The sequence below is a fragment of the Rhodopseudomonas palustris genome (genome assembly GCF_007005445.1).
GTDB lineage: Bacteria > Pseudomonadota > Alphaproteobacteria > Rhizobiales > Xanthobacteraceae > Rhodopseudomonas > Rhodopseudomonas palustris_G.
Window position 1 is genome coordinate 4,318,051 of the sequence record NZ_CP041387.1, and the last position, 22,396, is coordinate 4,340,446.

The 22,396-nt window shown below is 65.2% G+C and carries 18 protein-coding genes and 1 tRNA gene; 8 read left to right on the forward strand and 11 right to left on the reverse strand.

Annotated features, from left to right (window positions below):
• Window positions 1-88 precede the first annotated feature (88 nt).
• Window positions 89-631, reverse strand: a complete 543-nt coding sequence (locus FLL57_RS19885; RefSeq protein ID WP_142883819.1) for a hypothetical protein — start codon at window positions 629-631, stop codon at window positions 89-91.
• Window positions 632-799: 168 nt separating this feature from the next.
• Between FLL57_RS19885 and FLL57_RS19890 the strand changes: the two genes are divergently transcribed.
• Complete coding sequence (locus tag FLL57_RS19890; protein ID WP_142883820.1) at window positions 800-1,879, forward strand: AbrB family transcriptional regulator; 1,080 nt, start codon at window positions 800-802, stop codon at window positions 1,877-1,879.
• Between the two features lie 42 nt (window positions 1,880-1,921).
• Here FLL57_RS19890 and FLL57_RS19895 read toward each other — a convergent pair whose 3' ends face one another.
• From FLL57_RS19895 to FLL57_RS19910, 4 genes are all read right to left on the reverse strand, one after another.
• Window positions 1,922-2,653 carry a PRC-barrel domain-containing protein gene (locus tag FLL57_RS19895; protein ID WP_142883821.1) on the reverse strand — a complete coding sequence of 244 codons (732 nt, stop codon included), beginning with the start codon at window positions 2,651-2,653 and terminating at the stop codon, window positions 1,922-1,924.
• Between the two features lie 87 nt (window positions 2,654-2,740).
• Window positions 2,741-3,118 carry a response regulator gene (locus FLL57_RS19900; RefSeq protein ID WP_013500419.1) on the reverse strand — a complete coding sequence of 126 codons (378 nt, stop codon included), beginning with the start codon at window positions 3,116-3,118 and terminating at the stop codon, window positions 2,741-2,743.
• Window positions 3,119-3,191: 73 nt separating this feature from the next.
• Entirely contained in the window at window positions 3,192-4,397 is a 1,206-nt protein-coding gene (locus tag FLL57_RS19905; RefSeq protein WP_013500418.1) for a sensor histidine kinase, read from the reverse strand.
• 165 nt (window positions 4,398-4,562) lie between these two features.
• Window positions 4,563-5,108: a disulfide bond formation protein B gene (locus FLL57_RS19910; RefSeq protein WP_013500417.1), complete on the reverse strand. Its 546-nt coding sequence runs from the start codon at window positions 5,106-5,108 to the stop codon at window positions 4,563-4,565.
• Between the two features lie 167 nt (window positions 5,109-5,275).
• Here FLL57_RS19910 and FLL57_RS19915 point away from each other — a divergent pair.
• Both FLL57_RS19915 and FLL57_RS19920 read left to right on the forward strand, forming a co-directional pair.
• A tRNA-Leu gene (locus FLL57_RS19915) sits at window positions 5,276-5,360 on the forward strand.
• Window positions 5,361-5,624: 264 nt separating this feature from the next.
• Window positions 5,625-6,665, forward strand: coding sequence for an alpha/beta hydrolase family protein (locus FLL57_RS19920; protein ID WP_235677175.1), 1,041 nt, complete (start codon window positions 5,625-5,627; stop codon window positions 6,663-6,665).
• Here FLL57_RS19920 and FLL57_RS19925 read toward each other — a convergent pair.
• Complete coding sequence (locus FLL57_RS19925; RefSeq protein ID WP_142883823.1) at window positions 6,660-7,172, reverse strand: MarR family winged helix-turn-helix transcriptional regulator; 513 nt, start codon at window positions 7,170-7,172, stop codon at window positions 6,660-6,662. The genes FLL57_RS19920 and FLL57_RS19925 overlap by 6 nt on opposite strands.
• 832 nt (window positions 7,173-8,004) lie before the next feature.
• Here FLL57_RS19925 and FLL57_RS19930 point away from each other — a divergent pair.
• Complete coding sequence (locus FLL57_RS19930) at window positions 8,005-9,456, forward strand: porin (RefSeq protein WP_142883824.1); 1,452 nt, start codon at window positions 8,005-8,007, stop codon at window positions 9,454-9,456.
• Between the two features lie 733 nt (window positions 9,457-10,189).
• On the forward strand, window positions 10,190-11,749 hold the full coding sequence (locus tag FLL57_RS19935; RefSeq protein ID WP_047308489.1) for an acetyl-CoA hydrolase/transferase family protein: 1,560 nt from the start codon (window positions 10,190-10,192) through the stop codon (window positions 11,747-11,749).
• Between the two features lie 151 nt (window positions 11,750-11,900).
• Here the strand turns inward: FLL57_RS19935 and FLL57_RS19940 are convergent, their stop codons facing one another.
• The gene (locus FLL57_RS19940) at window positions 11,901-12,953 is read right to left on the reverse strand and encodes an acyltransferase family protein (protein ID WP_142883825.1); all 1,053 of its coding nucleotides are present in this window, start codon (window positions 12,951-12,953) and stop codon (window positions 11,901-11,903) included.
• A gap of 172 nt (window positions 12,954-13,125) precedes the next feature.
• On the opposite strand from FLL57_RS19940, the gene hrpB reads away from it, so the two are divergent.
• Both hrpB and FLL57_RS19950 read left to right on the forward strand, forming a co-directional pair.
• On the forward strand, window positions 13,126-15,723 hold the full coding sequence (gene hrpB / locus FLL57_RS19945; RefSeq protein WP_142883826.1) for an ATP-dependent helicase HrpB: 2,598 nt from the start codon (window positions 13,126-13,128) through the stop codon (window positions 15,721-15,723).
• A gap of 130 nt (window positions 15,724-15,853) precedes the next feature.
• Window positions 15,854-16,372, forward strand: coding sequence for a TIGR02281 family clan AA aspartic protease (locus FLL57_RS19950; RefSeq protein ID WP_047308905.1), 519 nt, complete (start codon window positions 15,854-15,856; stop codon window positions 16,370-16,372).
• Window positions 16,373-16,409: 37 nt separating this feature from the next.
• On the opposite strand, the gene yddG is transcribed toward FLL57_RS19950, so the two are convergent.
• The 3 genes from yddG to FLL57_RS19965 all read right to left on the reverse strand — a co-directional run bounded on the left by yddG (window position 16,410) and on the right by FLL57_RS19965 (window position 19,438).
• Window positions 16,410-17,276 carry an aromatic amino acid exporter YddG gene (gene yddG / locus FLL57_RS19955; protein WP_142883827.1) on the reverse strand — a complete coding sequence of 289 codons (867 nt, stop codon included), beginning with the start codon at window positions 17,274-17,276 and terminating at the stop codon, window positions 16,410-16,412.
• Between the two features lie 76 nt (window positions 17,277-17,352).
• Window positions 17,353-18,078: an acetoacetyl-CoA reductase gene (gene phbB, locus FLL57_RS19960; protein WP_013500399.1), complete on the reverse strand. Its 726-nt coding sequence runs from the start codon at window positions 18,076-18,078 to the stop codon at window positions 17,353-17,355.
• A 181-nt stretch (window positions 18,079-18,259) separates the two neighbouring features.
• On the reverse strand, window positions 18,260-19,438 hold the full coding sequence (locus tag FLL57_RS19965) for an acetyl-CoA C-acetyltransferase (protein ID WP_013500398.1): 1,179 nt from the start codon (window positions 19,436-19,438) through the stop codon (window positions 18,260-18,262).
• 271 nt (window positions 19,439-19,709) lie between these two features.
• On the opposite strand from FLL57_RS19965, the gene phaR reads away from it, so the two are divergent.
• The gene (phaR, locus tag FLL57_RS19970; RefSeq protein ID WP_013500397.1) at window positions 19,710-20,300 is read left to right on the forward strand and encodes a polyhydroxyalkanoate synthesis repressor PhaR; all 591 of its coding nucleotides are present in this window, start codon (window positions 19,710-19,712) and stop codon (window positions 20,298-20,300) included.
• Window positions 20,301-20,556: 256 nt separating this feature from the next.
• Here phaR and FLL57_RS19975 read toward each other — a convergent pair whose 3' ends face one another.
• Window positions 20,557-22,302, reverse strand: a complete 1,746-nt coding sequence (locus tag FLL57_RS19975; protein ID WP_142883828.1) for a bifunctional diguanylate cyclase/phosphodiesterase — start codon at window positions 22,300-22,302, stop codon at window positions 20,557-20,559.
• Between the last annotated feature and the right edge of the window lie 94 nt (window positions 22,303-22,396).

Sequence of the window (22,396 nt, forward strand, 5' to 3'; positions counted from 1 at the left end):
TCGCAACAGCAGAGCGGCTGCCATGCGGCCAGTACCGTCGCCATCAGGCGGTAGCGGTCGGGCCGCGACGTTGCCGGCCGATCCTTGATCAGCCCTTCAGACGCTTGTTGCACTCGCTCCAGTAACCGCCGCCCTTCTGGATCCAGCGCAGACCGCCGGTGGTGTTGGCCGCCTTGTTGGCCTTCCATTGCTGGGCGCAGGTGTGGAGCCTCGCGCGCGTGGGCTTCTCCTGGGCAAACTTGGCGTCGATCGCGGTGGGATACACGGCGGGGCCCTGCTGCACCGCGGGCGCGGCGGCGGCCTTGGCTCTGGATTTGCTCTCGGGCTTTGCACCGGATTTCGCATCAGATTTGGCATCCGGCTTTGTTTCTGGCTTTGCGTTTGCCGGCTTGGCGTCTGACGGCTTGGCCTCCGCCGCCGCGCTGTCGCCGCTCGCCGCTGCCGCCCCGCAATGTGCCTTGCGGAAGTCGTTCCAGCCCTGCCCGTCCAAGGTCCCGTCGGCCTTGGCGGCCTGATACTTGGCGCTGCACTCCTGCGCGGTCATCGCCTGTGCGGGCGTTGCGGCGGACCATGTCAATAGAGCCGCGGCCGTCAGCAGCGCCGCACCGGTCTCGTACTTCAGAACCCTCATGTCCCGTCTCCCTGGTGTGCCAACCGGCGGCATTGTATCTCGCGACTTACAACTTACAATTGCGATCCGATTACCAGTGACTCCGGGGCGATCAGCGCAGGCGTCGCCGGCATGGCGCCGCGCGCCGGGCGCAATTGCCGACGGTATATTGATTTGCAATAAGATCACGTGCCTACAGATTCAGCGCCGGCCGCCACGAGCTGGCTGCCCACCACCCTCCATGTCGTCGAGACCATCGCGATCGGCTGTGCCGGCGGTGCGCTGTTCTATTGGGCGCAGCTTCCGGGCGGCCTGATCACCGGCGCGATGATCGCGGTCGGCGCCGCCGGTCTGGCTGGCCGCAAGATGGGGCTGCCGCCGCCGCTGTCGCACATCGTGCTGATGGCGCTCGGCGTCTCGCTCGGTTCGGTGGTGTCGCCCGCCATGGTGCACAATCTCTCCTCCTATCCGGTGACGATCGGGCTGCTCGCGGTGGCGACGCTCTGCGCCACCTTCGGCAGCAGCATCTACCTGCAGCGGGTCCACGGCTGGGACCGGACCTCGGCGCTGCTCGCCGGCAGTCCCGGCGCGCTGTCTCAGATCATCATGCTGGCCACCGAGCGCAAAGCCGACGTGCCGGGGATCGCCGTCGTCCAGGTCATGAGGGTGATCATTCTGACCAGCGCGGTGCCGATGGTGCTGGCGCTGATCGGCATGGCCGGCCACGGCGCGCTGCCGTCGCGCGGACCCGAAGCGACCCCGCTGGTTCTGGCGATCCTGATCGCGGTCGCGGTCGGCGTCGCCTTCCTGTTGCGGCTGGTGAACTTCCCGGCGAGTTGGATGTTCGGCGCGATGCTCGGCTCGTCGGTGCTGCACGGCACCGGCTGGGTCGAAGGCACCCTGCCGGAATGGGCCTATCTGGCAGCCCTGGTCGGGATCGGGACGCTGATCGGTGCGCGATTCGGCGCGATCAAGCCGCGCACCATCGTCAGCTATATCGGGGCGGCGCTCGGATCGTTCGCGGTCGCGATCGCAATTTCGGCGGTGTTCGTGGTCGCCATCATGCTGACCACGCCGGTCAAGTTGAACGACCTGGTGGTGGCGTTCTCGCCAGGCGCGATGGACGCGATGATGGCGCTGGCGCTGACCCTGCACATCGACCCGGTGTTCGTCGGCGCGCATCATCTGTCGCGCTTCATTTACGTCTCGATCGTGACGCCCGGGATCGTGCACTGGTTCGGGCGCAGTCCGGACGACGTCGACGACTGACGATCAGCGCCGGCGCCGGGTTCAGCACAGCGACACGACCGCTCAGGGCGTAGCAAAGAATGCGTCGTTGCGGGTGCGCCAAGCTTGATCGGAGAGCCAGTTGTAGTCCTGATCGGGCATCAGCGGCACCTTCTGCATGACGTCCTTGGCTATTGGCAGGAAGAAGCTCAATCGATCCTGCGTCACCTTGAGTGACTTGATCGGGACGACGATGCTGTCCTTGCCGGTGGTGAAGAAACCGCCCGACGCGACGATCGCGTAGTCCCGGCCGTCCTTGGTGCCGAACACGATGTTGCGGACCTCGCCGACGATCTTGTCGTCGGCGCTGCGGACTTCCGCCCCGATCATCTGATCAGTTCGCAATCCGGGCGTCAGCTGGTCGATCCGGACCAGCGGTTTGGCGCCCTTCTTGTCACGGCTGCCCAACGGCGCACCGTGTCGGACCTTCGGCTCGCGTGCGGCATTTTGAATATCGGCCTGCTCCTCGTCATTGTCGCCCAGCGATCCCATCGGCGGTCCGGCGATGAGTTCGCGAATATTGGCGAGGAGACGCTCGCAGTCTTCGTGGCGGCCATAGGACCGAAGCGTCAGGGCGGCGTCGCGCAGACTCCTCAGATCGCGGACCGACTGACTATTCGCCGGCCCCCGAAGTCGCGGATTGTTCTGGATTGCTTCCTCCAGCCGGGCATCCGCGAGTTCGCACTCGGCCAGCGCTTGCGTCATGCCGACGGCGCTGAACATCGCAGCCGCCATCATTATTCGTCCGATCGTCATGGAGAGCCGTTCTTTCTAGCCCGAGCTTCGGGCATGGCAGCGGAGGCTGCGCAGCGCGCGGCCGAGATCCGGCGAGGCGGCGGGGCGTCAAGTACCGCCGGTCAGCTCGCGAATGGCGTCGATGATCTGCGCCGGTTGACAGGGTTTGACGAAGAACCGCGCGTCCGGCGGGAGATCCCCATCCTGCAGCTTGAACTGTCCCGACGTCGCGATGATCCTGATCGGCGGCCACCGTTCCCGAACCGCGGCGGCGAGTTTCAGCCCGTTCATGGCGCCTGGCATATCGATGTCGGTGAACATCAGCCGGATATCGGGATCGCGCTCGAGCGTGCGGATGCCTTCGTCCGCGCTGACCGCTTCCACGACGTCGAACCCCGCCTCGATCAACATCTCGACTACGTCCATACGAATGAACGTTTCATCTTCGACGACGAGAATGCGGATTCTGGGTGGGCTAAAAGGCATCAAATGGGGACTCACAAGAATTGGCGGATGGCTCGGCCTCGGAAGTAAAGTGCGTTCGCGCATCACGTGTTCCTCACGGCGGGTCGAGTGGAAATTTGATTGTGAAGAGCGCACCCTGGGGGATGTTCTTCGAGATCGTGAGTTCGCCCATCAATTGCCGCACCAGGCCGATGATGACCCGGAAGCCGAGGCTCTTGCGCGGCTGATTGATGTCGAATCCGTCGGGCAGACCGGCGCCTTCATCGGAAATCTCGACGAGCAGGTGGCCGTTGATCTCGCGGGCGTCCATCCGGATCACTCCCGGCCCGTCGACATAGGCATATTTGACGGCGTTCGTGACCAGCTCGTTGACCAGCAGACCCAGTGGAATCGCCTTGTCGGCGGACAGGATGATCGGGTCGGACCGGGATTGAAGCGTATGTTCCGGCGCTGAATTCTGCAGATTCTTGCAAAGATGGCCGACGAAATCGGATAGATCGACGAAGCCGACCTTGCTGCCCCGCCAGAGATGATCGTGCACCTCCGCGATCGAGGCGACGCGCATGGCTGCATTTTCCAGCGCGCTTTTGACGTCGGCCGAGTCCGAGCTGCGGGCCTGGACGCGGAGCAGGCCGACCACCGACGTCAGGCTGTTCTTTACCCGATGGCTCATCTCGCGCGTCAGCAAAGCCTCGTGGTCGAGCGCGGCCTGAAGCTTGGCATCGGCATGCTGGCGTTCGATGGCAATGCCGAGCAGACCGGCGAAGCCGGCGAGAAAATCTGCATCGGCATCGTCGAACTGCCCCGGATCGGGACTGTCGGCCTCGAGAATCCCGAACGGCGTGTTGCCCTCGCCGCCCCGTCGGATCAGCACGTTGATGGCACGCCGGATGCCGTGGTCGGCCAAAAGTTTCGGCGTCCGGAAACGCGTCTCTTTCTGCAGATGATTGGAAATAACCGACTGCCCTGTCTGGAACGCGTAGCCGGCGGGCGACTCGATGTCGGCGCCGAGCGACACGTGATCTATCGTGCCGGCGGGCCAGCCGATCCCGGCACGCACCACCAGACGCTTTCCGCCCGGATCGTATTCAAGAACCTTTGCGTAGGCGCATCCCAGGCCACGCGCGCTGAGATTGGCCGCCTGCTGCAGAATCTGCTGAAAATCGCGCGTCTGAAGCGCGGCCGTTCCGAATTCGCGCAAGAGAGCTTGCTGACGCCGACGGTAGGGAAGTTCGTCTTGGAGATAATCGTGCGAGATATCGGAGGCTGTCGGATAAACCGGCCTCTGTTCGGTAGGCATGTAGCTGTCGATTCTGGAGCGGTCACGGGGCGCAAGTTGTCAGCCATACACGAAAGCTGTGATGAGCTTTCGTACCAACCGCCTGAGTGACGACACCTGACAACGCGCCGGATGGAGTTTGGTTCCCCGAGCGCTAGCGGGGTTTGGCGCTCGCGTGCGGCCTGCTCAGCGACGGATCCGCGCGAGGCCCCAGCCGCAGAGTCCGGCGAGCGCCAGGGACATCAGCACGTTGTAGCCGGCGAAGGACAGGCCGAGGAACCGCCACTGCACCTCGTCACAGCGCACCACCTTGACCGTGTCGAGCTGGGCCAGCAGGCCGCCGGCTTTGCTGAGGTCGAGGATCGGCCCCGAACAATCCGACGGCCCCGCCCAGAATTGCCATTCCACGCCGGCGTGATAGGCGGCCAGCCCGGCATTGCCGAACGCCATCAACCCCAGCACCGCCAGCCCCGACGCCAGCAGCCAGACCGGCGCACCGCGCCAAGCGGCGAACGCCACCAGAAGGCCGATCGGGATGTCGAGATAATAGGCGTAGCGCTGCTCCAGACAGAGTTTGCACGGCGCCATTTCCAGCACAAGCTGGGCGAACCAGCCGGCGGCAAGCGCGACGAGCGCGACGACGACCACCGTCAACGCCACGCCTCCGGCGATCCGCGCCGGACGGCCCGGCTCGGAAGCGATGCCTCGATGGTTGATCGGATCGGCGGTCACGTCGGTCTCCAGGATGCGGCGGGGTCGTATCGCGCGGCCGAGGCGCTGTCGAGACGCCATCCGATCAAACAGTGGTGTGGCGGCATCGCGCCCGGTGTCGGGTTGACCCCGATTCCCGGGGCGCTATAGTCCGCGCGCTTCGCGGCCGGAACACCAAAGCCGCGCGGGCCCCTGTGGCGGAACTGGTAGACGCGCTCGACTCAAAATCGAGTTCCGCAAGGAGTGCTGGTTCGATCCCGGCCAGGGGCACCAATTTGGCGGCGCGGCCCGCGCGCGGCGCAACCTGCGCTGCAGCATCCGGCGTGCGACGCACCATGCAACTTCCGCTGATCGGACTTATTCGCGAGTGACACTCGGCGGCGGTTCCGTTATTGAATCAGCTTAGTAGTTAAACGAAGTCGATCGGGAGAATCAGGAAGGGGGCTGGCGGTCTTGCGGCTGGACAACGGCATTCAGGATCATCGCGACGTTCGAGGGCTGCTCGACCACCACGAGTACAGTGCCGAATTCAGCAGATTGCTGTGCGTCGCGCAGAGCGACGGCGTCACCTTTTCCGAATGTGTAGCGGCGGCGGGTCGGATCCGCTCCAGCGGCGGGCCTGGCTGGCGGCGCACTTGGGACGACCTGGCACGATCGCACCTGCACCGCGCCGAGCAGGCGCGCCGATCCGGCAATCACGCCAAGGCTCAGAAGAGCTGGCTGCACGCGGCGAACTACTTCATGGCCGCGGCGATCGAAAGCTGTCCCGACGGCGCAGAGCCGACGCTGGGTTTTCTGGCGCGCACCTGCCTTCACCACTATCTGGAGAATCTGGACCCGCGGGGCGAGAGGGTCACGATCCCGTGGCTCGAGCATCGTTCGCTCGAAGGGGTCTACCTGCCGATCGCGGCGCGCGGCGGCGTCCCAGCGCCGGTGGTGGTGTGCATTGCCGAAACCCGGCGTACCAAGGAGGAGCTTCTCTCGCTGGTGCTGCGCTCCGCCCGCGAGCGCGGAATGGCCCTGCTGTGCGTCGGCTTGCCCGGCTCGGGCGACGATCAGTCGCTGGGCCGAATCCGGGCGGAGACGGGAATCGCCGCGATCCTCGACTACTTGATCGACACCCGCGGCGTCGATCCGGCGCGGATCGCCGTCATTGGTGACGGCAGCCCGTCCTCGGTGGTCGCCTGCGGCGTTGCGCTCGACGGCCGGGCCGCAGCCGCCGTCTGTGATGGCGGGCTGTGGGATCTTTGGGAAGCGCGGCAGACCGGCGCTCGTGGCGCCGCGCTCGGTATGATGCACGGTTGTGCCCGCGCGCCGGCGGTCGCCTGTCCGCTGCTGGTGCCGCTGCTGGCGGGCGACGGCATCGAGCCGGCCCACGCCCGCGACCTGTTGGCCGAGCACCATCCGGGCAACCGGGACATTCTGCTGAAGGTGTTCGGCGAAAACGGCAACGCGCCCTGGAGCGTCGGCGGCTACGACCCGATCCTGGTGGCGGACTTCGTGTTCGACTGGCTCGCCGGGCGCCTCGCGGCCGACTGCGCGGAAGCCGGCATTCGCCGCCTCGGCTCGCGGCTATAGGCCGCTGGCGAGCTTGACGGTCGCCTTTTCGAGCCGCGCCTTCAGATCGGCAAGCTGCGAAGTCAAACGCTCGAGACCGTCGCCGCCGATCTGTTCGTAGATGAAGCTGTTCAGATCCCGCTCATCGTGCGCCAGGCCTGCGATCTGCTTGTAGGCCTTGTCGGACAGCGAGAGCTTCACCACCCGTGCGTCGTGGTCGTCGACCTGCCGTCGGATCAGCCCCTTCTTCTCCAGTAGCTTCGACTGCGTGGTGATGAACGAGGGATCGACGTGAACCGCCTTGGCGACGTGCCGAACCGAGACGCCGTCACCCTGCTCGAGATCCATCACCGCCATCAACAGCGCGAACTGCGGTCCGCTGATGCCCATCGCCTTCGCCCTGAACTGCCTGATGTCGTCCAGAAAGACCGCAACGCTGGCCACAGTCGCCGCGAACCGCCTGGCGATATCGGGATCGATCGCCAAATTCCGCGACGTGCGGCTTTCGGCTTTGCTCTTCGTCTGCATTGTTCGGTACGCATCCCGCACGAGCGCCGCTGCTCGTGCATAGCTGTTCGTGCAACCAGTGCGCCAGTGTACACCGATTGCTCAATCGATCATATACATCCCGGCGTGTCGCGCGCTCCGGAGCGGCCAGTCTCCGGCCCGGCGACACCCGACATATCCAGACATATAGAGCGTTTTCGAGCCTCTTGGACACATTGTCTGATGAAGAAACGTGTCCAAAACACGGACCAGCTCCGGAGTTCGGCTGTCGCCGGGCCGGCCACGTCATCCTGGACCAGCAGGGCTTCGAAAGAACCGGAGGCCGCGCTGTAATTCTCTGTTTCGGCTTGCCTTCTTCATGCGAGCCGACATCAGCTTCGCTCGAAGCGCCGGCCCCGAATCCGCGCGCCGGCCGTAAAAAACCCATAGTTCGGCCATGAGCCGCGAAACGCCCGGGCCGTCGGGCCAAAACGGCAGAAGCCCCGCCCGGCCCGGTGCCCCAGCTCAGGCTCGGGGCATCGCCGCGGCGTGCGCACGTGCGGCGCGTCGGCACACCGCTGGGCTTCCCATGCAACACCCGACGATCTGGAATTCCTCTCGAATTGTGCGCTGCCATGAACTTGTTGCACAAATGCAACGTAGGACGGCAATCATATTGCTGAGTAGATAAATGAATTTGCTAACGTGATGAAATCAACCATGATCCGCGGCAGACGGGGTGGGGCAACACAAGTCGTCCCGTCGAGAGGTCTGTCGCGCCGCGGCGCCGGCGAACTTCGCGTCACAGGGCCACCTCGGGCAAACGCCCCGCAGGAACCGGCTCCATCCACTTTGTTGACCTTGGAGGGTTGCAATGAACATCATCAAGCAACTGGCACTGGGAACGGCTGCGGCGGTGATCGCCGTCGGCGGCGCCCAGGCCGCTGACCTGCCGTTGAAGGCGAAAGCCGTCGAATACGTGAAGGTCTGCTCGATCTACGGCGCCGGCTTCTACTACATCCCGGGCACCGACACCTGCATCAAGCTCGGCGGCTATCTGCGCGCCGACGTGACGATCGGTGGCGGCGGCGGCTATAACATGCCGGCGTGGAACGGCAATTCCGGCCAGAAGAACCGGCTTACCAACGACTACATCTTCCGGTCTCGCCAGGACATCAACATCGATACCCGCACCGCGACCGAGTACGGCGTGGTCCGCACCTTCTTCGATGCGACCTTCAACTGGACCACCGGCAGCGATACGATCGCCAACGGTTCGCTCGGCGTGTACTACGCGTTCATCCAGTTCGCCGGCTTCACCTTCGGTAAGGCGGTGTCGCAGTTCGATACGCCGTGGACCGGCTATCCGGGCAACAACACCTCGTTCCTGCTCGGCGGCTACGACGACGTCACCGGCATCAACCAGGTTTCGTACACCGCGGAATTCGGCAACGGCGTGTCGGCCTCGATCTCGCTGGAAGATCAGTCGTCCTACCTGCAGTCGGCGCTGTACAACACCTCCGGCGCCTCGACCTTCCTGGCCTACGGCACCAACTCCTACGCCGGCACCTCGATCCCCGACATCGTCGGCAAGATCCGCGTCGATCAGGCCTGGGGTCTGTTCCAGGTTTCGGCCGCCGCGCATCAGGTTCGCGCCAGCTACTACAACCAGGCTCTCGAGACCTCGGGTCATCCGAGCGACACTTGGGGCTACGCGGTCCAGGGCGCTCTGTCGCTCAAGAACCTGCCGACCGGCCCCGGCGACAGCATCAACATCACGGCGACCTACTCGAACGGCGCGACTCGTTACGTGCTCGGCGGCGTGAGCCCGAACTCGTTCGGAATCTACGGCAACAACTCGGTGCCGGGCACCTACCAGAGCGTCGCGTTCGGCGTTGCGGCCGACGGCGTGTTCGCCGGCACCAACAACCTGAACGGCACCGGCATCGAGAAGACCTCTGCGTGGGGCGTCCGTGGTGCGTTCAACCACAACTGGAACCCGAACTGGTCGACCTCGCTGTTCGGCGCCTACACCAAGCTCGACTACAACGGCACTGCGACCGCTCTGATCTGCACAGGTCTCGGCGCCAATGTGGCCGGCTTCACCTGCAACCCGGACTTCGCGATCGCGCAGGTCGGTACCGTCACCCGATGGACTCCGGTCAAGGGTCTGACCCTGTCGGGCGAAGTGATGTACACCTATCTCGATCAGGCGTCCTCGGGCATCCTGCCGCTGACCGCCGCCGGAACCAAGCCGGCCGCGTTCTACGAGTTCAAGGACCAGGGCGTCTGGAGCGGCAACCTCCGCGTTCAGCGCAACTTCTGATCCTCGCTTCGTAAGCGAGTATCTGATCAACCCCGGCGGGCAACCGCCGGGGTTTTCATTTCGGAGTGCTGGTTGAGGGCGCAACGGACTGACGGATCCGCGGCTCCGACCGAACGATGCAGCAGATCGCATGCCTCACATGGTAACAATCGGCATCGCCCGAAACTGCGGCAGCAGCGGAGCTGCGCGGCCTCGGATTCGCGATCGTCGCACCCAATTCACTGAGTAAATTACCTGTTGTAGTCAGGAAAAATTCTCATATACTTCCGTTCAGGGTCAGCGGGTGACCGTCGGTGGCCCGAAGGAGAGGAAAGAGATTTCGGTTTCCTTCATGGACAACCTCCAGAAAACCTCCGGCAATGCCCTGCCGGAGGTTTTCGTTTTTCGGGGACGCCGGCGAAGCACTCGAGGCATGAACCACCCGACCCGCCGCCCGTACCGTGAGACGGAATAATCGCGACCCTGCCCTGCAAAACCAGCATGCCGGACACCCCCGTCCGGCGATCGCCCGCAAGCAGATGTGCGATCCTGCCGGTTGCTCCTTGGATTCGTTGAGAAATCAATCATCTGGCGCTACGATCCGATCGCGGTGACGCAATCGGATGCGGCCGGGACGAGGCTGGCGGCGCGGGCCGCATACCTCCTTCGCCATTGGTTGCATGGGCTCTCTACCGCCCAGCGACTAGACGAATCGCATCATTTTCCCGCCGCTCCTAGCAAGAAAGAGCCGTTGATGGTCAACGCCGACCGCATCCTTGCTCCCTCCCTCCGTTCCAAGGTCATGACCGCAACCGACGCTGCCGCGCTGATTCCGTCCGGCGCGCATGTCGGCATGAGCGGCTTCACCGGCGCCGGCTATCCCAAGCTGCTGCCGCTGGCGCTTGCCGAGCGCATCAATGCGCATCACGCGCGCGGACAGAAGTTCAAGGTCAGCGTCTGGACCGGTGCCTCGACGGCGCCCGAGCTCGATGGTGCGCTCGCCAAGGTCGACGGCATCGAGATGCGGCTGCCGTATCAATCCGATCCGACCTGCCGCAAGCGCATCAATGCCGGGCGGATGGAGTACATCGACATCCATCTGTCGCACGTCGCGCAGCACGCCTGGTTCGGCTTCCTCGGCAAGCTCGACATCGCGGTGGTCGAGGTCGCCGGCATCCGCGAGGACGGCAGCCTGATCCCGTCATCGTCGATCGGAAACAACAAGACCTGGCTCGACCTCGCCGACAAGGTGATCCTCGAAGTCAACGCCTGGCAGGATATCCGCCTCGAAGGCATGCACGACGTGTACTACGGCACTCAATTGCCGCCGAACCGCAAGCCGATCCCGATCCTCGCGTCCGGCGACCGGATCGGCGAACAGTATCTGCGCTGCGATCCGGCCAAAATCGTCGCCATCGTCGAGACCAACCTGCCCGACCGCAACTCGGCGTTCTCGCCGCCAGACGACACCTCGCAGGCGATCGCCGGGCACATCCTGGATTTTCTCGGCCACGAGGTAAAGAAGGGCCGGCTGCCGCACAATCTGCTGCCGCTGCAATCGGGCGTCGGCAACGTCGCCAATGCGGTGATGGCCGGCCTCGAAGACGGCCCGTTCGACAACCTCACCGCCTACACCGAAGTGCTGCAGGACGGCATGCTTCACCTGTTGCGCAAGGGCAAGCTGACCCATGCGTCGGCGACCGCACTGTCGCTGTCGCCGGACGGTTACGACGAATTCCTGCGTAATCTCGACTTCTACCGCGAGCGCATCGTGCTGCGACAGCAGGAGATTTCCAACCACCCGGAAGTGATCCGGCGGCTCGGCGTGATCGCGATGAACGGCATGATCGAGGCCGACATCTACGGCAACGTCAACTCGACCCACGTGATGGGCACCAGCATCATGAACGGCATCGGCGGCTCCGGCGACTTCGCCCGCAACAGCTATCTGTCGTTCTTCATGACGCCGTCGGCGGCGAAGGGCGGAAAGATCTCCTGCATCGTGCCGATGGCCTCGCATGTCGACCATACAGAGCACGACGTCCAGGTGATCGTGACCGAGCAGGGCCTCGCCGATCTGCGCGGCCTGTCGCCGAAGCAGCGCGCCAAGGTGATCATCGAGAACTGCGCGCATCCGACCTTCCGGCCGGCGCTGAAGGAATACTTCAAGCGCGCGCTGGAATATTCGCCGGGCCTGCACACCCCGCATATTCTCGACGAAGCGCTGACCTTCCTGCCGAACTGGATGGCCAACAAGGCTGCGCGCGAAGCCTGGCGCGACGATGCGGTGGTGCAGGCCGACGCCTGGCGGTGAGCAGATAACCGAATCCGGCCCCTCATCCTGAGGAGCGGCCGTGAGGCCGCGTCTCGAAGGATGAGCTGTCAGGTGATCGTGGCCCATCCTTCGAGACGCCGTGCGATGCGCGGCTCCTCAGAATGAGGAGGTGCCCGTTACGAAGCGGCGATCACTCCGCCGGCTGCAGCCGCGCGGCCTTCTTGCGCGGGGCGATCCAGAACGCGTCGGGGCGTTCGAACAGGAACGTCGCGCCGCTCTTCATCGCCAGTTTCCAGACGATCAGCGCGCCGATCACCCCGGCGACATTGACCAGGATCGCGATCACGCCGAGGTCCAGGAACGGTGCGAACTTCAGCAGCAGCGTGCGGCTGATCGCCATCGGCAGAAAGAACGCCAGATAGATCACGATCGAATGCTCGCCGCAGAACCGCACGCCGTCGAGCCAGCGCTTCTCCGCCAGCAGAGTGCCCGCCGTGATGATGGCGCAGGCACCGGCGAGCCCGAGCAGCAGCGACACCAACGGCAGGTCCGCCCATCCGAGGAATACGACCGCGGCGTTGATCACCGCCCACGACGCCAGCCCGGCCAGTGCCAGCACCGGCCGCCCGCGCGCCGCGTCCGACAGCGCGAACACCTGCCGGGCGAACAGATAGCCGGTATAGAAATAGAAGAACTTGCTGCAGAACTCGTCGGGCACCATCCAGCCGGTGGAGATGTGCAGCGACTCTAAAACCGCCGCGATGCCCCAGACCAGCAGCGACGGGACGCGCCTTGTCAGCTTGGTGACGACGAAGAAGATCGGCAAAAGATAGATGAACCACAGCGTGCCGAACGGATCGATGAACGACAGCGCGTACAGTTTGGCGACCCCCGCCCAGCCGATCTCGGCCGCGAAGCTAGGCGCCTTGAAGGCGAATTGGATCGTCACCCACAGCACATAGAAGTAGGCGAAATGCACCACCTTGCGGTCGAGATAGGTGCGCCAATCACGGTCGATCACCACCGCCAGGAACAGGCCGGAGATCAGAAAAAAGTCGGGCATTCGGAACGGCCGAGCGAACTCGACCACGTAGTGCATGAAACTGATCTGGCCGGCGGCGGCCTCGACGCCGAGCACCGAATGCATCATCACCACCATGATGATGCAGATGCCCTTGGCGTAGTCGACCCAATCGACCCGGCCGGCGTGCATACGCGGAACGTGTGTGCCGTTCGCCGTCATGGTTGTTCCCGTCTGATGCGGACGGCATCATCTTCCGCCAGATCGGTTGCGTTAGTGTTGCCCTCAGCACCGAATGTGCCGCATTTTCGGAATTGTGAGCACCGGTGAGCCGTTTTGCCGCTGGGTATGGTTTCTGTTAACCATCCGCGCCCTGCACCGTTCGAGCCGCCTTTTGACCCGCACTTTCGACATTCCGCTTCCGATCGATGACGCGCTGGACGATCTCTCCGGCGCGCTCGAGGCGAGTAATACTGCGGTGCTGGTGGCGCCGCCCGGCGCCGGCAAGACCACCCGCGTGCCGCTGGCGCTGCTCGACGCCCCGTGGCTGAAGGACCAAAAGATCATCGTGCTGGAGCCGCGGCGGATCGCCGCCCGCGCCAGCGCGGAGCGGATGGCCAGGACGCTGGGTGAGAACGCCGGCGAGACGGTCGGCTACCGGGTCCGGTTCGGCTCCAAGGTGTCGCGTACGACCCGGATCGAGGTCGTCACCGAAGGCATCTTCACCCGCCAGATTCTCGACGATCCGGAACTGACCGGCATCGGCGCGGTGCTGTTCGACGAGTTTCATGAACGTTCGCTCGACGCCGATCTGGGCCTTGCACTGGCCCGCGACGCCCAGCAGGGCCTGCGCGAAGACCTGCGCATTCTGGTGATGTCGGCAACCATCGACGGCGCCCGCGTCGCCCGGTTGCTCGGCGATGCGCCGGTGGTCGAAAGTCTCGGCCGGGCATTTCCGGTCGAAACCCGCTATCTCGGCCGGAAGGCCGATGCGCCGCTGGAGCGGCAAATGGCCGAGGCGATCGCACAGGCACTGCGTGGCGAGCCCGGTTCGGTGCTGGCGTTTCTGCCCGGCGCAGCCGAGATCCGCCGCACCGAGACGATGCTGGCCGAGCGGGTGCAGGACCGTTCGGTCGAGATCGTACCGCTGTTCGGCGCGCTCGACGCCGCGGTTCAGGATCGCGCCATCCAGCCGGCAGCCAAGGGCAAGCGCAAGGTGGTACTGGCGACGTCGATCGCCGAAACGTCGCTGACCATAGAAGGCGTCCGCATCGTGGTCGATTGCGGGCTATCGCGGGTGCCGCGCTACGAGCCGGATCTCGGCCTGACCCGGCTTGAGACGGTGCGGGCATCACGCGCCGCCGTCGACCAGCGCCGCGGCCGTGCCGGCCGCATCGAACCCGGCGTCTGCTACCGGCTGTGGGACGAGCCGCAGACCGCATCGCTGCCGCCCTATACGCAGCCGGAGATCCTGTCCGCCGATCTGTCGTCACTGCTGCTCGATCTCGCCCAATGGGGCGTCGCCGATCCGTCGTCACTGGCCTTCCTCGATCCGCCGCCGCAGCCGGCGCTGAAGGAAGCCCGCGAGCTGCTCGGCGAGCTCGGCGCGCTCGACCCGGACGGGCGCATCACCGACGAGGGCCGCAGCCTGCGGGCGATGGCGCTACCGCCGCGGCTGGCGCGAATGATCGTCGATGCCGCCCGCCACGGCTGCGCCGACGACGCTGCCGAAATCGCCGCGATCCTGACCGAACGCGGGCTCGGCGGCGACAGCGCCGACCTCGACGCCCGCCGCGACAATTTCCGCCGCGACCGCTCGCAGCGCGCGATGAGCGCGCGGCAGATGACGGAGCGATGGGCGCGGCAGGCGGACAATCGCGGCACGCCTTCACCCGCTTCGCCGCAAAACGCAGCCCCGTCTTCTCCCTCCCCCCTTGCGGGGGAGGGTCGGGGTGGGGGGGCAACGGGCACGGCTGCGATTCGGAGCACCCCCACCCCCGACCCCTCCCCGCAAGGGGGAGGGGAGCTAAGTACCGGCGTCCTCCTCGCTTTCGCCTTCCCCGATCGCGTCGCCAAGAACCGCGGCAATGGCAGCTTCACGCTCGCCAACGGCCGCGGCGCCGCGATCGAGCAGACCTCTGGGCTGGCGCGTGCGCCGTATCTGGCGGTCGGCGAACTCACCGGTACTGCGGCGCAGGGACGGATTCTGCTGGCTGCGCCGATCACGCTTTCCGAGATCGAGCTGCATTTCGGCGATCAGATCACCGATGCCGACGAGGTGAGTTTCGACCGCTCCGCGATGACGCTGCGGGCGCGGCGCCGCCGGGCGCTGCACGCCATCACGCTGTCCGAAGCGCCGCTGGCGCTGGCGCCGTCTGAGGGCACCGCCCGGGTGCTGGCCGATGGTTTGATTGCCGCCGGGCTCGACCGGCTGCCATGGTCGAAGCAGCTTCAGCAATGGCGCGGCCGGGTGATGTTCCTGCGCAAGGCCGAGGGCGAACCCTGGCCTGATTTGTCGGATGCCGCCCTCGCCGACACGCGGGAAGACTGGCTGGTGCCTGCGCTGTTCGACAAGACCGGGCTGAAGGATTTTTCCGCTTCCGACCTGTCCGACGCCCTGATGAACCTGCTGCCGTGGGACCTGCGCGTCCGGCTCGAGCGCGAGGCGCCGACGCATTTCGAGGCGCCCACCGGCTCGAAGCTGCCGATCGATTACGAGGCCGAACAGGGCCCAACCATCGCGGTGCGGCTGCAGGAATTGTTCGGGCTGACCATCCATCCCTCGGTCGCCGGCGGCGCGGTGCCGCTCGTGCTGGAGCTGCTTTCGCCGGCGCATCGCCCGGTGCAGGTCACGCGCGACCTGCCCGGCTTCTGGCGCGGCTCTTACGCCGGCGTGCGGACCGATCTGCGCGGCCGCTATCCGCGCCATCCATGGCCGGAAGACCCGGCCTCGGCGCCGCCGACCCGCCGAGCCAAGCCGAAAGGCACCTGAGCCGGCGCCGGCATTAATCCTTCGCTCACCGTTTTGGCTAAAAACAGCCTGATGCATCGGGCGCCTCGGTCGCGCTCGGCATCCGCGCGTGATCCAATCGGCGCGGTGACGGACGGTGTGAGTAGGCGTCATGCGTAGCATTTTGATTTTCGCCGCGGCTCTCGTGGTGCTCGGCACCGTGATGGCCCAAATCGCCGACCGGATCGCTCCGGCCCCGGCGCAGGCGCACGCCGCGCCCCCCGGCACCATCGGCATGTTGGCCGCCTCCGACGGCGGTCGCCGCAACCTCAGCATCGCCCGCGATCCGCGCGGCCATTTCCGCACCGACGGACGAATCGACGGGCAGCGGCTGACCTTCATGGTCGACACCGGCGCATCTGCGGTGGCGTTGAACGAGAGCTCGGCGGCACGGTTCGGCCTGCGTCCGTCGCGCGGCGACTACACCACGCAGGTGTCGACGGCGAACGGCCAGGTCAAAGCCGCGCGCGCCCGGATCGCGATGCTCGACATCGGCGGACTGATCGTGCGCGACGTCGATGCGCTGGTGCTACCCGACGAGGCGCTGTCGGAAAATCTGCTCGGTCTGTCGTATCTGTCGCGGCTGAAGCGGTTCGCCTATGCGGACGGCCGGATGGTGCTCGAGCAATAGGCTCCCGGCAAACTCTACCGTTCCGGCGCAAGCACCCTCAGCCGCGTTTCAGCATGTCCTTGGCTGCCAGCAATCCGCCGCCGGCGATCAGCAGCGCCGCCACCGCGAGCGTCGCGGTCGGCCGGGCATAGCCGGCGACGATCAGAAAGGCGGTCGACAGCAGCGGCGTGGCGTAGGACGCAGCCCCGAGCACGCGAATGTCGCCGCGCTTCATGCCGATATCCCAGGCATAGAACGCAGCCCCCACCGGACCGATGCCGAGCGCCACGATCGCGACCCATTGCAGGGCAGTTTCCGGCCACGCCGTCGCTTCGATCAGCACATGGACCGCCGCGGCGAGCAGCGCAGTGACGAAGCAGAAACCGGCAACCGCATCGGTCGGCACCGCACTCAGCCGGCGCGACAGCACCGAATAGCTCGCCCAAACGAAAGCCGCGACGAAAGCGGCGGCGAGACCCGGCAGATAGGCCCGCTCGAGCGCCGCGCCGTTGCCGGTGAACAGCAGCACGGTACCGGCGAGCCCCAGCAGCGCACCGGCCAGGTGATGCGGCATCAGCCGCTCGCCCGGCAGCAGCGACGAGAACAGCACGATCAGCAGCGGCCACAGATAGTTCAGCAGCCCCGCCTCGGCCGGCGGCGCCAGCCGCAGCGCAACGAAATACAGCGCGTGATAGCCGAACAGACCGCCGACACCGACCGCCCACACCAGCGGCGGCTGGCGCAACGCGCGCACCGCCTGCGGCCGCGCGATCCATCCCACCGCTGCGGCAGCCGCACCGATCGCAAACGTCATCGCGGCGAGCTGGAATGGCGGAATGGTGCCGGTCGCGACCGTCATCACCGCGAGCAGCGACCACATCAGGATCGCCGACAGCCCGATCAGCGTGGCGACGCGCGGCGTCACTGCAGCGCTCCGCAGCTACGGCACATCGCGACGCCGCCGCAATCGCCCCGCACGACCACGGCCAACGCACCGCGCCTCACACCATGTATTGACCGCCGTTGATGGTCAGGGTCGATCCGGTGATGTAGCCGGCCTCGTCGCCGGCGAGGAACACCACCGCGCGCGCGATTTCCTCGGCTTCGCCGAGCCGGTTGCACGGGATCAGCGGCAGGATCGCTTTTTCCAGCACGTCCTTCGGCACCGCCTGCACCATCTCGGTGTTGATGTAGCCGGGACAGATCGCATTCACCGTGATGCCGCCGCGGGCATTCTCCAGCGCCAGCGCTTTGGTGAAACCGATGTCGCCGGCCTTCGCGGCCGAATAGTTGACCTGGCCGAACTGTCCCTTCTGACCGTTGATCGACGAGATGTTGACGATGCGGCCGAACTTGCGCGCACGCATGCCTTCGATCACCTGCCGAGTCATGTTGAACAGCGAGCCGAGATTGGTGTTGATCACCGCATTCCATTGCTCGAGCGTCATCTTGTGAAAGGCGCCGTCGCGGGTGATGCCGGCATTGTTGACCAGAATGTCGACCGGCCCGAGTTCGGCCTCGACCTTCTTGACGCCCTCGGCGCAGGCATCGAACGAACTCACGTCCCATTTAAATACCGGAATACCCGTCTCGTTCTTGAACTTCTCCGCGGCCGAATCGTTGCCGGCATAAGACGCAGCAACCTCATTGCCCGCCGCCTTCAACGCCTTGCTGATTGCTGCACCGATTCCACGCGTTCCCCCCGTCACCAACGCCACCCGCGCCATTGCAAAACTCCTCCCACAATTCCTTTTTTGTCTAGAACGCGATTGTGTCTTTTCGAATAAAAGGATGGCCGCTCGTGAACATCAAGCAAAAACGCCCGGCAATCTGCCGGGCGTTTGAACAATCGTTCTTGCACTGCAACTGATCAGTCCGTGTATCGCGACATCGTCGCGACACGCGCGATCAATCGCGCGCGAGGCACATCGCAATGCCCATGCCACCGCCGATGCAAAGCGTGGCAAGACCTTTCTTCGAATCGCGCTTCTGCATCTCGTGCAACAGCGTCACAAGGACGCGCGCGCCCGACGCACCGATCGGATGACCGATCGCGATCGCACCACCATTGACGTTAACCTTAGAAGTATCCCAGCCGAGATCCTTGTTCACCGCACAGGCCTGCGCCGCGAAGGCTTCGTTGGCTTCGATCAGATCGAGATCGCCGACCGACCAGCCGGCCTTCTTCAGCGCCGCACGCGACGCCGGAATCGGACCGCTACCCATGATCTTCGGATCGACGCCGGCCTGGCCCCACGACACGATTCGGGCCAGCGGCTTCTTGCCGAGCTTCTCGGCCTGCTTGGCGGTCATCAGCACCACCGCAGCGGCGCCGTCGTTGATGCCCGAAGCAGAACCGGCCGTCACGGTGCCGTCCTTCTCGAACGCCGGCTTCAGCTTGGCCATGGCTTCGATCGTGGCGCCGTGGCGCGGATACTCGTCGGTGTCGACCACGATGTCGCCCTTGCGGGTCTTGATCGTCACCGGCGCGATCTCGTCCTTGAACTTGCCGGCCTTCTGCGCAGCTTCGGCCTTCTGCTGCGAAGCGACGGCGAATTCGTCCTGCTGAGCGCGCGTGATCTGCCACTGCCGCGCAACGTTCTCGGCGGTGTTGCCCATGTGGTAACCGTTGAAGGCATCCCACAGGCCGTCCTTGAGCATGGTGTCGACCAGTTCGACCGCGCCCATTTTCACGCCGCCGCGCAAATATTGCGCATGCGGCGCCATGCTCATCGATTCCTGACCGCCCGCAACGACGATGTCGGAGTCACCATTCATCAGCGCCTGGTAGCCGAGCGCGACCGAGCGAAGACCCGACCCGCAAAGCTGGTTGATGCCCCACGCCGGGCTTTCGACCGGAATACCGGCAGCGATCGACGCCTGCCGCGCCGGGTTCTGGCCCTGGCCGGCCGTCAAGATCTGCCCCATGATCACTTCAGAAACCTGCGCCGGATCGATGCCGCCGCGCTCCAGCGCGGCTTTGATCGCGACAGCGCCGAGCTCGTGCGCCGGGGTGGTGGCGAAGGCGCCGTTGAAACTTCCGACAGCGGTGCGAGCAGCGCTGACGATGACGACATCGTCCGACATGGACATCTCCTGGGCTTGGGTTTTTGACGGGCTCTTGGACGGCGGGGCCTGGGTTGGCGTGCCGGTGTCGGCGCACATCCTGTGAAGCCGGCGGCGGCGTGTCAATCCGGCACACGCATCTTGGTGCTGCGATGGCGCTAAATTCACCCTGGCCGGCGGCAACGCACAAAACGGTAGCCGAGGTGCATTGAAAGTGCTTACTTTATTGCATTGCGTCTCAGCCTGCTGTCGGGAGGCGGCGGGTTCCTTATCCTCCGTGTGTGTGGGTGACATGGCGAAATCAGACCAACCGACCACGATCAAAAAATACGCGAACCGGCGACTCTACAACACCGGCACCAGTACTTACGTGACCCTCGAAGATCTCGCCGCGATGGTGAAGAACGGTGAGGATTTCCTCGTCTACGACGCCAAGACCGGCGACGACATCACCCGCAGCGTGCTCGCGCAGATCATCTTCGAGCAAGAGAACAAGGCCGGGCAGAATCTTCTGCCGACCACCTTCCTTCGGCAACTCATCCGCTTCTACGGCGACAGCATGCAGATGGTGGTGCCGAAGTATCTGGAGCAATCGATCGATTCGCTGACGCGCGAGCAGGAAAAATTCCGCAAGCAGATGGCGTCGACCTTCAGCATGACGCCGTTCGCCCCGCTGGAGGAAACCGTCCGCCGCAACATGGAGCTGTTTCAGCAGACCTTCTCGATGTTCGTGCCGCGCAACCCGGGCCACGAATCGCCCGACGATGCACCGGCAGAAACGAGCGGCAGCGCGGACAGCATCGACGATCTGCGTCGGCAGATGAAAGAGATGCAGGACCGGCTGGAGCGGATGTCGCTCGAGCAGCCGAAGAAGGACGAATAGAGCGGTTCTGCGTTGATGGAATCTCGGCCGCGCTTCGACGCACTCGCTCACCACAGGCAGAACCTCGTGGTGAGGATGCGCGAAGCGCAGTCTCCAGCCATGCGCCGCAGCCGCTACGGCTGCTCCTCCTTCGGGCCGCCCGGCTTTACCGAGCTTCTCGGAGCCTGAGCGATAATTGGTTCAGGCGCAGTGATCATTTCGTTAGTCGCGAGGTTCGTTCACCGCTGTCGTGACGGCCGGGCTCGTCCCGGCCATCTTACTGAGCGCCTTGACCGAGGGCGCTCGCAGCCGCCGCCCCGGCGGCGAGCGGCCACGGCCGCTGCTGCGACGCCAGGCCGATCAGCCGGCCTTGAATGTAATCGCAGCCCCAGTCGCACAGGAGCTGCGCGGAGTCTTCGTCCTGCACCCATTCGGCCACGGTCTTGATACCGAGCCGGCGCGCCAGATCGATCAGCGTCTGCACGAAAGCGCGGTCGTCGGCCGAGCGCACGATGTTCTGCACGAAGGCGCCGTCGATCTTGACGATGTCGACGCCGAGCGCGCGCAGATTGCGGAACGAGGTGTAGCCGGCGCCGAAATCGTCGATCGCGATCTTGGCGCCGAGCGTCTTCAGCCGGTTGACGAAGCCGCGCACCTCATCGAGGTCGGGGATCGCCACCGTCTCGGTGATCTCGACGATCAACCGTTCGGCGATGCCGGGATGCGCCAGCATCAAGGATTCGATTCCGGCCCACCAATCGGCATCGATCGTGGTGTCGGGCGAGATGTTGAGACTGAGGGTCACGCCCGGCGCTGCGGCGAGTTCGGCCACCACCAGTTCGAGCACGCGATGATCGACGAGACGGATCAGCCCGAGCCGCTCGGCCACCGGCACGATGTCGGGCGCAAGCAGCACCTGGCCGTCGTCGGTCTTCATCCGCACCAGGCATTCGTGGAATGCCGGCGCCCGCGACGCCGCCGCGACCACCGGCTCGTAGGCCAGCACGATGCGACGCTCGTTCAGCGCGGTGACGATCTTGTCGGTGACCCGGATGTTGACCCGGCGCTGGGTGTCGCGCTCGACATTCGGGCGCCACATCGAGAACGAACCGCTGCGCCGATGCTTGGCGGCGGCCAATGCCTCTTGGGCACGGTTGATGGCTTCATCCGCCGTGCGGGCGTGGCGCGGCGCACTCACCGCGCCGATCGAGGCGGTGATCGACACCGGGCCCGACTTGGTCGGCACGATTTCGTCGCGAACCCCGGCGAGAAACCGCTCGGCCGCGATATGGGCGTCGTCGACCGTGCAGTTCTTCAGCACCAGACCGAATTTGTTGCCAGAGAACCGGCCGAGCTGATCGCCGGACCGCAGCCGGCTGCGGATCCGGCCGGAGATGGTCGAAATCACCTCGTCGGCAACGTCGAAGCCGAACGAATCGTTGACGCGCGACAGATGGTCGAGACCGACCAGCATGAACGACAGGCTGGTGCGAAACCGTGACGCCTCCTCGATCGCCTCTGCCAGCGCGGCGATCAGATGGGTGCGGTTGAGTTCACCGGTGAGCGGATCATGTTGCGACAGTTTGAGGAGCTGCTCGTCGCGGGCGTGACGCTCGTTGTTGATGCGGACGATGCCCTCGACCCGCGCCGGCCGGCCATCCAGGCCTGCGAACCAGACCCCGGTCTCCTCGATCCAGCATACCGGCGCCGAGGTCGAGGCGCGGATGCCGTATTCAATCCGGTACGGTACGCAGCCGGGCCCGGCCGCGGCGGCGGCGTTGAGCAGCGCTTCGGACCGGACGGCACGGGACGGCTCCAGCATCGCCGCATAGCTCGCGCCGGTGGCCAGCGTTTCGGCCGGAATATCCTGAAACAGCTCGGCGATCCGGCCGGTCCAGTTCAGCGCATCCGAAGCGAGATCCCAGACAAAGGTGGCTTGGCCGAGCAGCGACAGCAGCGACGGATCAGACGCGGTCGCGGTCTGCGCGGTCGACGGGCGGGGCGCAGGAGCGGCGGACGACACGACTGCCTCGTTTCGGGACGCTGTCAGGTGATTCTCCTGTGCAGGATAGGTCGGCCGACCCTCCACACGCTAGGTCGATAATATTAAGAAATTG

What these genes read in the sequence shown, in the direction of transcription:
- FLL57_RS19885 (WP_142883819.1), bottom strand. Translation starts at nt 631, where the DNA reads ATGAGGGTTCTGAAGTACGAGACCGGTGCGGCGCTGCTGACGGCCGCG.
- FLL57_RS19895 (WP_142883821.1), bottom strand. Translation starts at nt 2,653, where the DNA reads ATGACGATCGGACGAATAATGATGGCGGCTGCGATGTTCAGCGCCGTC.
- FLL57_RS19900 (WP_013500419.1), bottom strand. Translation starts at nt 3,118, where the DNA reads ATGCCTTTTAGCCCACCCAGAATCCGCATTCTCGTCGTCGAAGATGAA.
- FLL57_RS19905 (WP_013500418.1), bottom strand. Translation starts at nt 4,397, where the DNA reads ATGCCTACCGAACAGAGGCCGGTTTATCCGACAGCCTCCGATATCTCG.
- FLL57_RS19925 (WP_142883823.1), bottom strand. Translation starts at nt 7,172, where the DNA reads ATGCAGACGAAGAGCAAAGCCGAAAGCCGCACGTCGCGGAATTTGGCG.
- FLL57_RS19930 (WP_142883824.1), top strand. Translation starts at nt 8,005, where the DNA reads ATGAACATCATCAAGCAACTGGCACTGGGAACGGCTGCGGCGGTGATC.
- FLL57_RS19935 (WP_047308489.1), top strand. Translation starts at nt 10,190, where the DNA reads ATGGTCAACGCCGACCGCATCCTTGCTCCCTCCCTCCGTTCCAAGGTC.
- FLL57_RS19940 (WP_142883825.1), bottom strand. Translation starts at nt 12,953, where the DNA reads ATGACGGCGAACGGCACACACGTTCCGCGTATGCACGCCGGCCGGGTC.
- FLL57_RS19950 (WP_047308905.1), top strand. Translation starts at nt 15,854, where the DNA reads ATGCGTAGCATTTTGATTTTCGCCGCGGCTCTCGTGGTGCTCGGCACC.
- phbB (WP_013500399.1), bottom strand. Translation starts at nt 18,078, where the DNA reads ATGGCGCGGGTGGCGTTGGTGACGGGGGGAACGCGTGGAATCGGTGCA.
- FLL57_RS19965 (WP_013500398.1), bottom strand. Translation starts at nt 19,438, where the DNA reads ATGTCGGACGATGTCGTCATCGTCAGCGCTGCTCGCACCGCTGTCGGA.
- phaR (WP_013500397.1), top strand. Translation starts at nt 19,710, where the DNA reads ATGGCGAAATCAGACCAACCGACCACGATCAAAAAATACGCGAACCGG.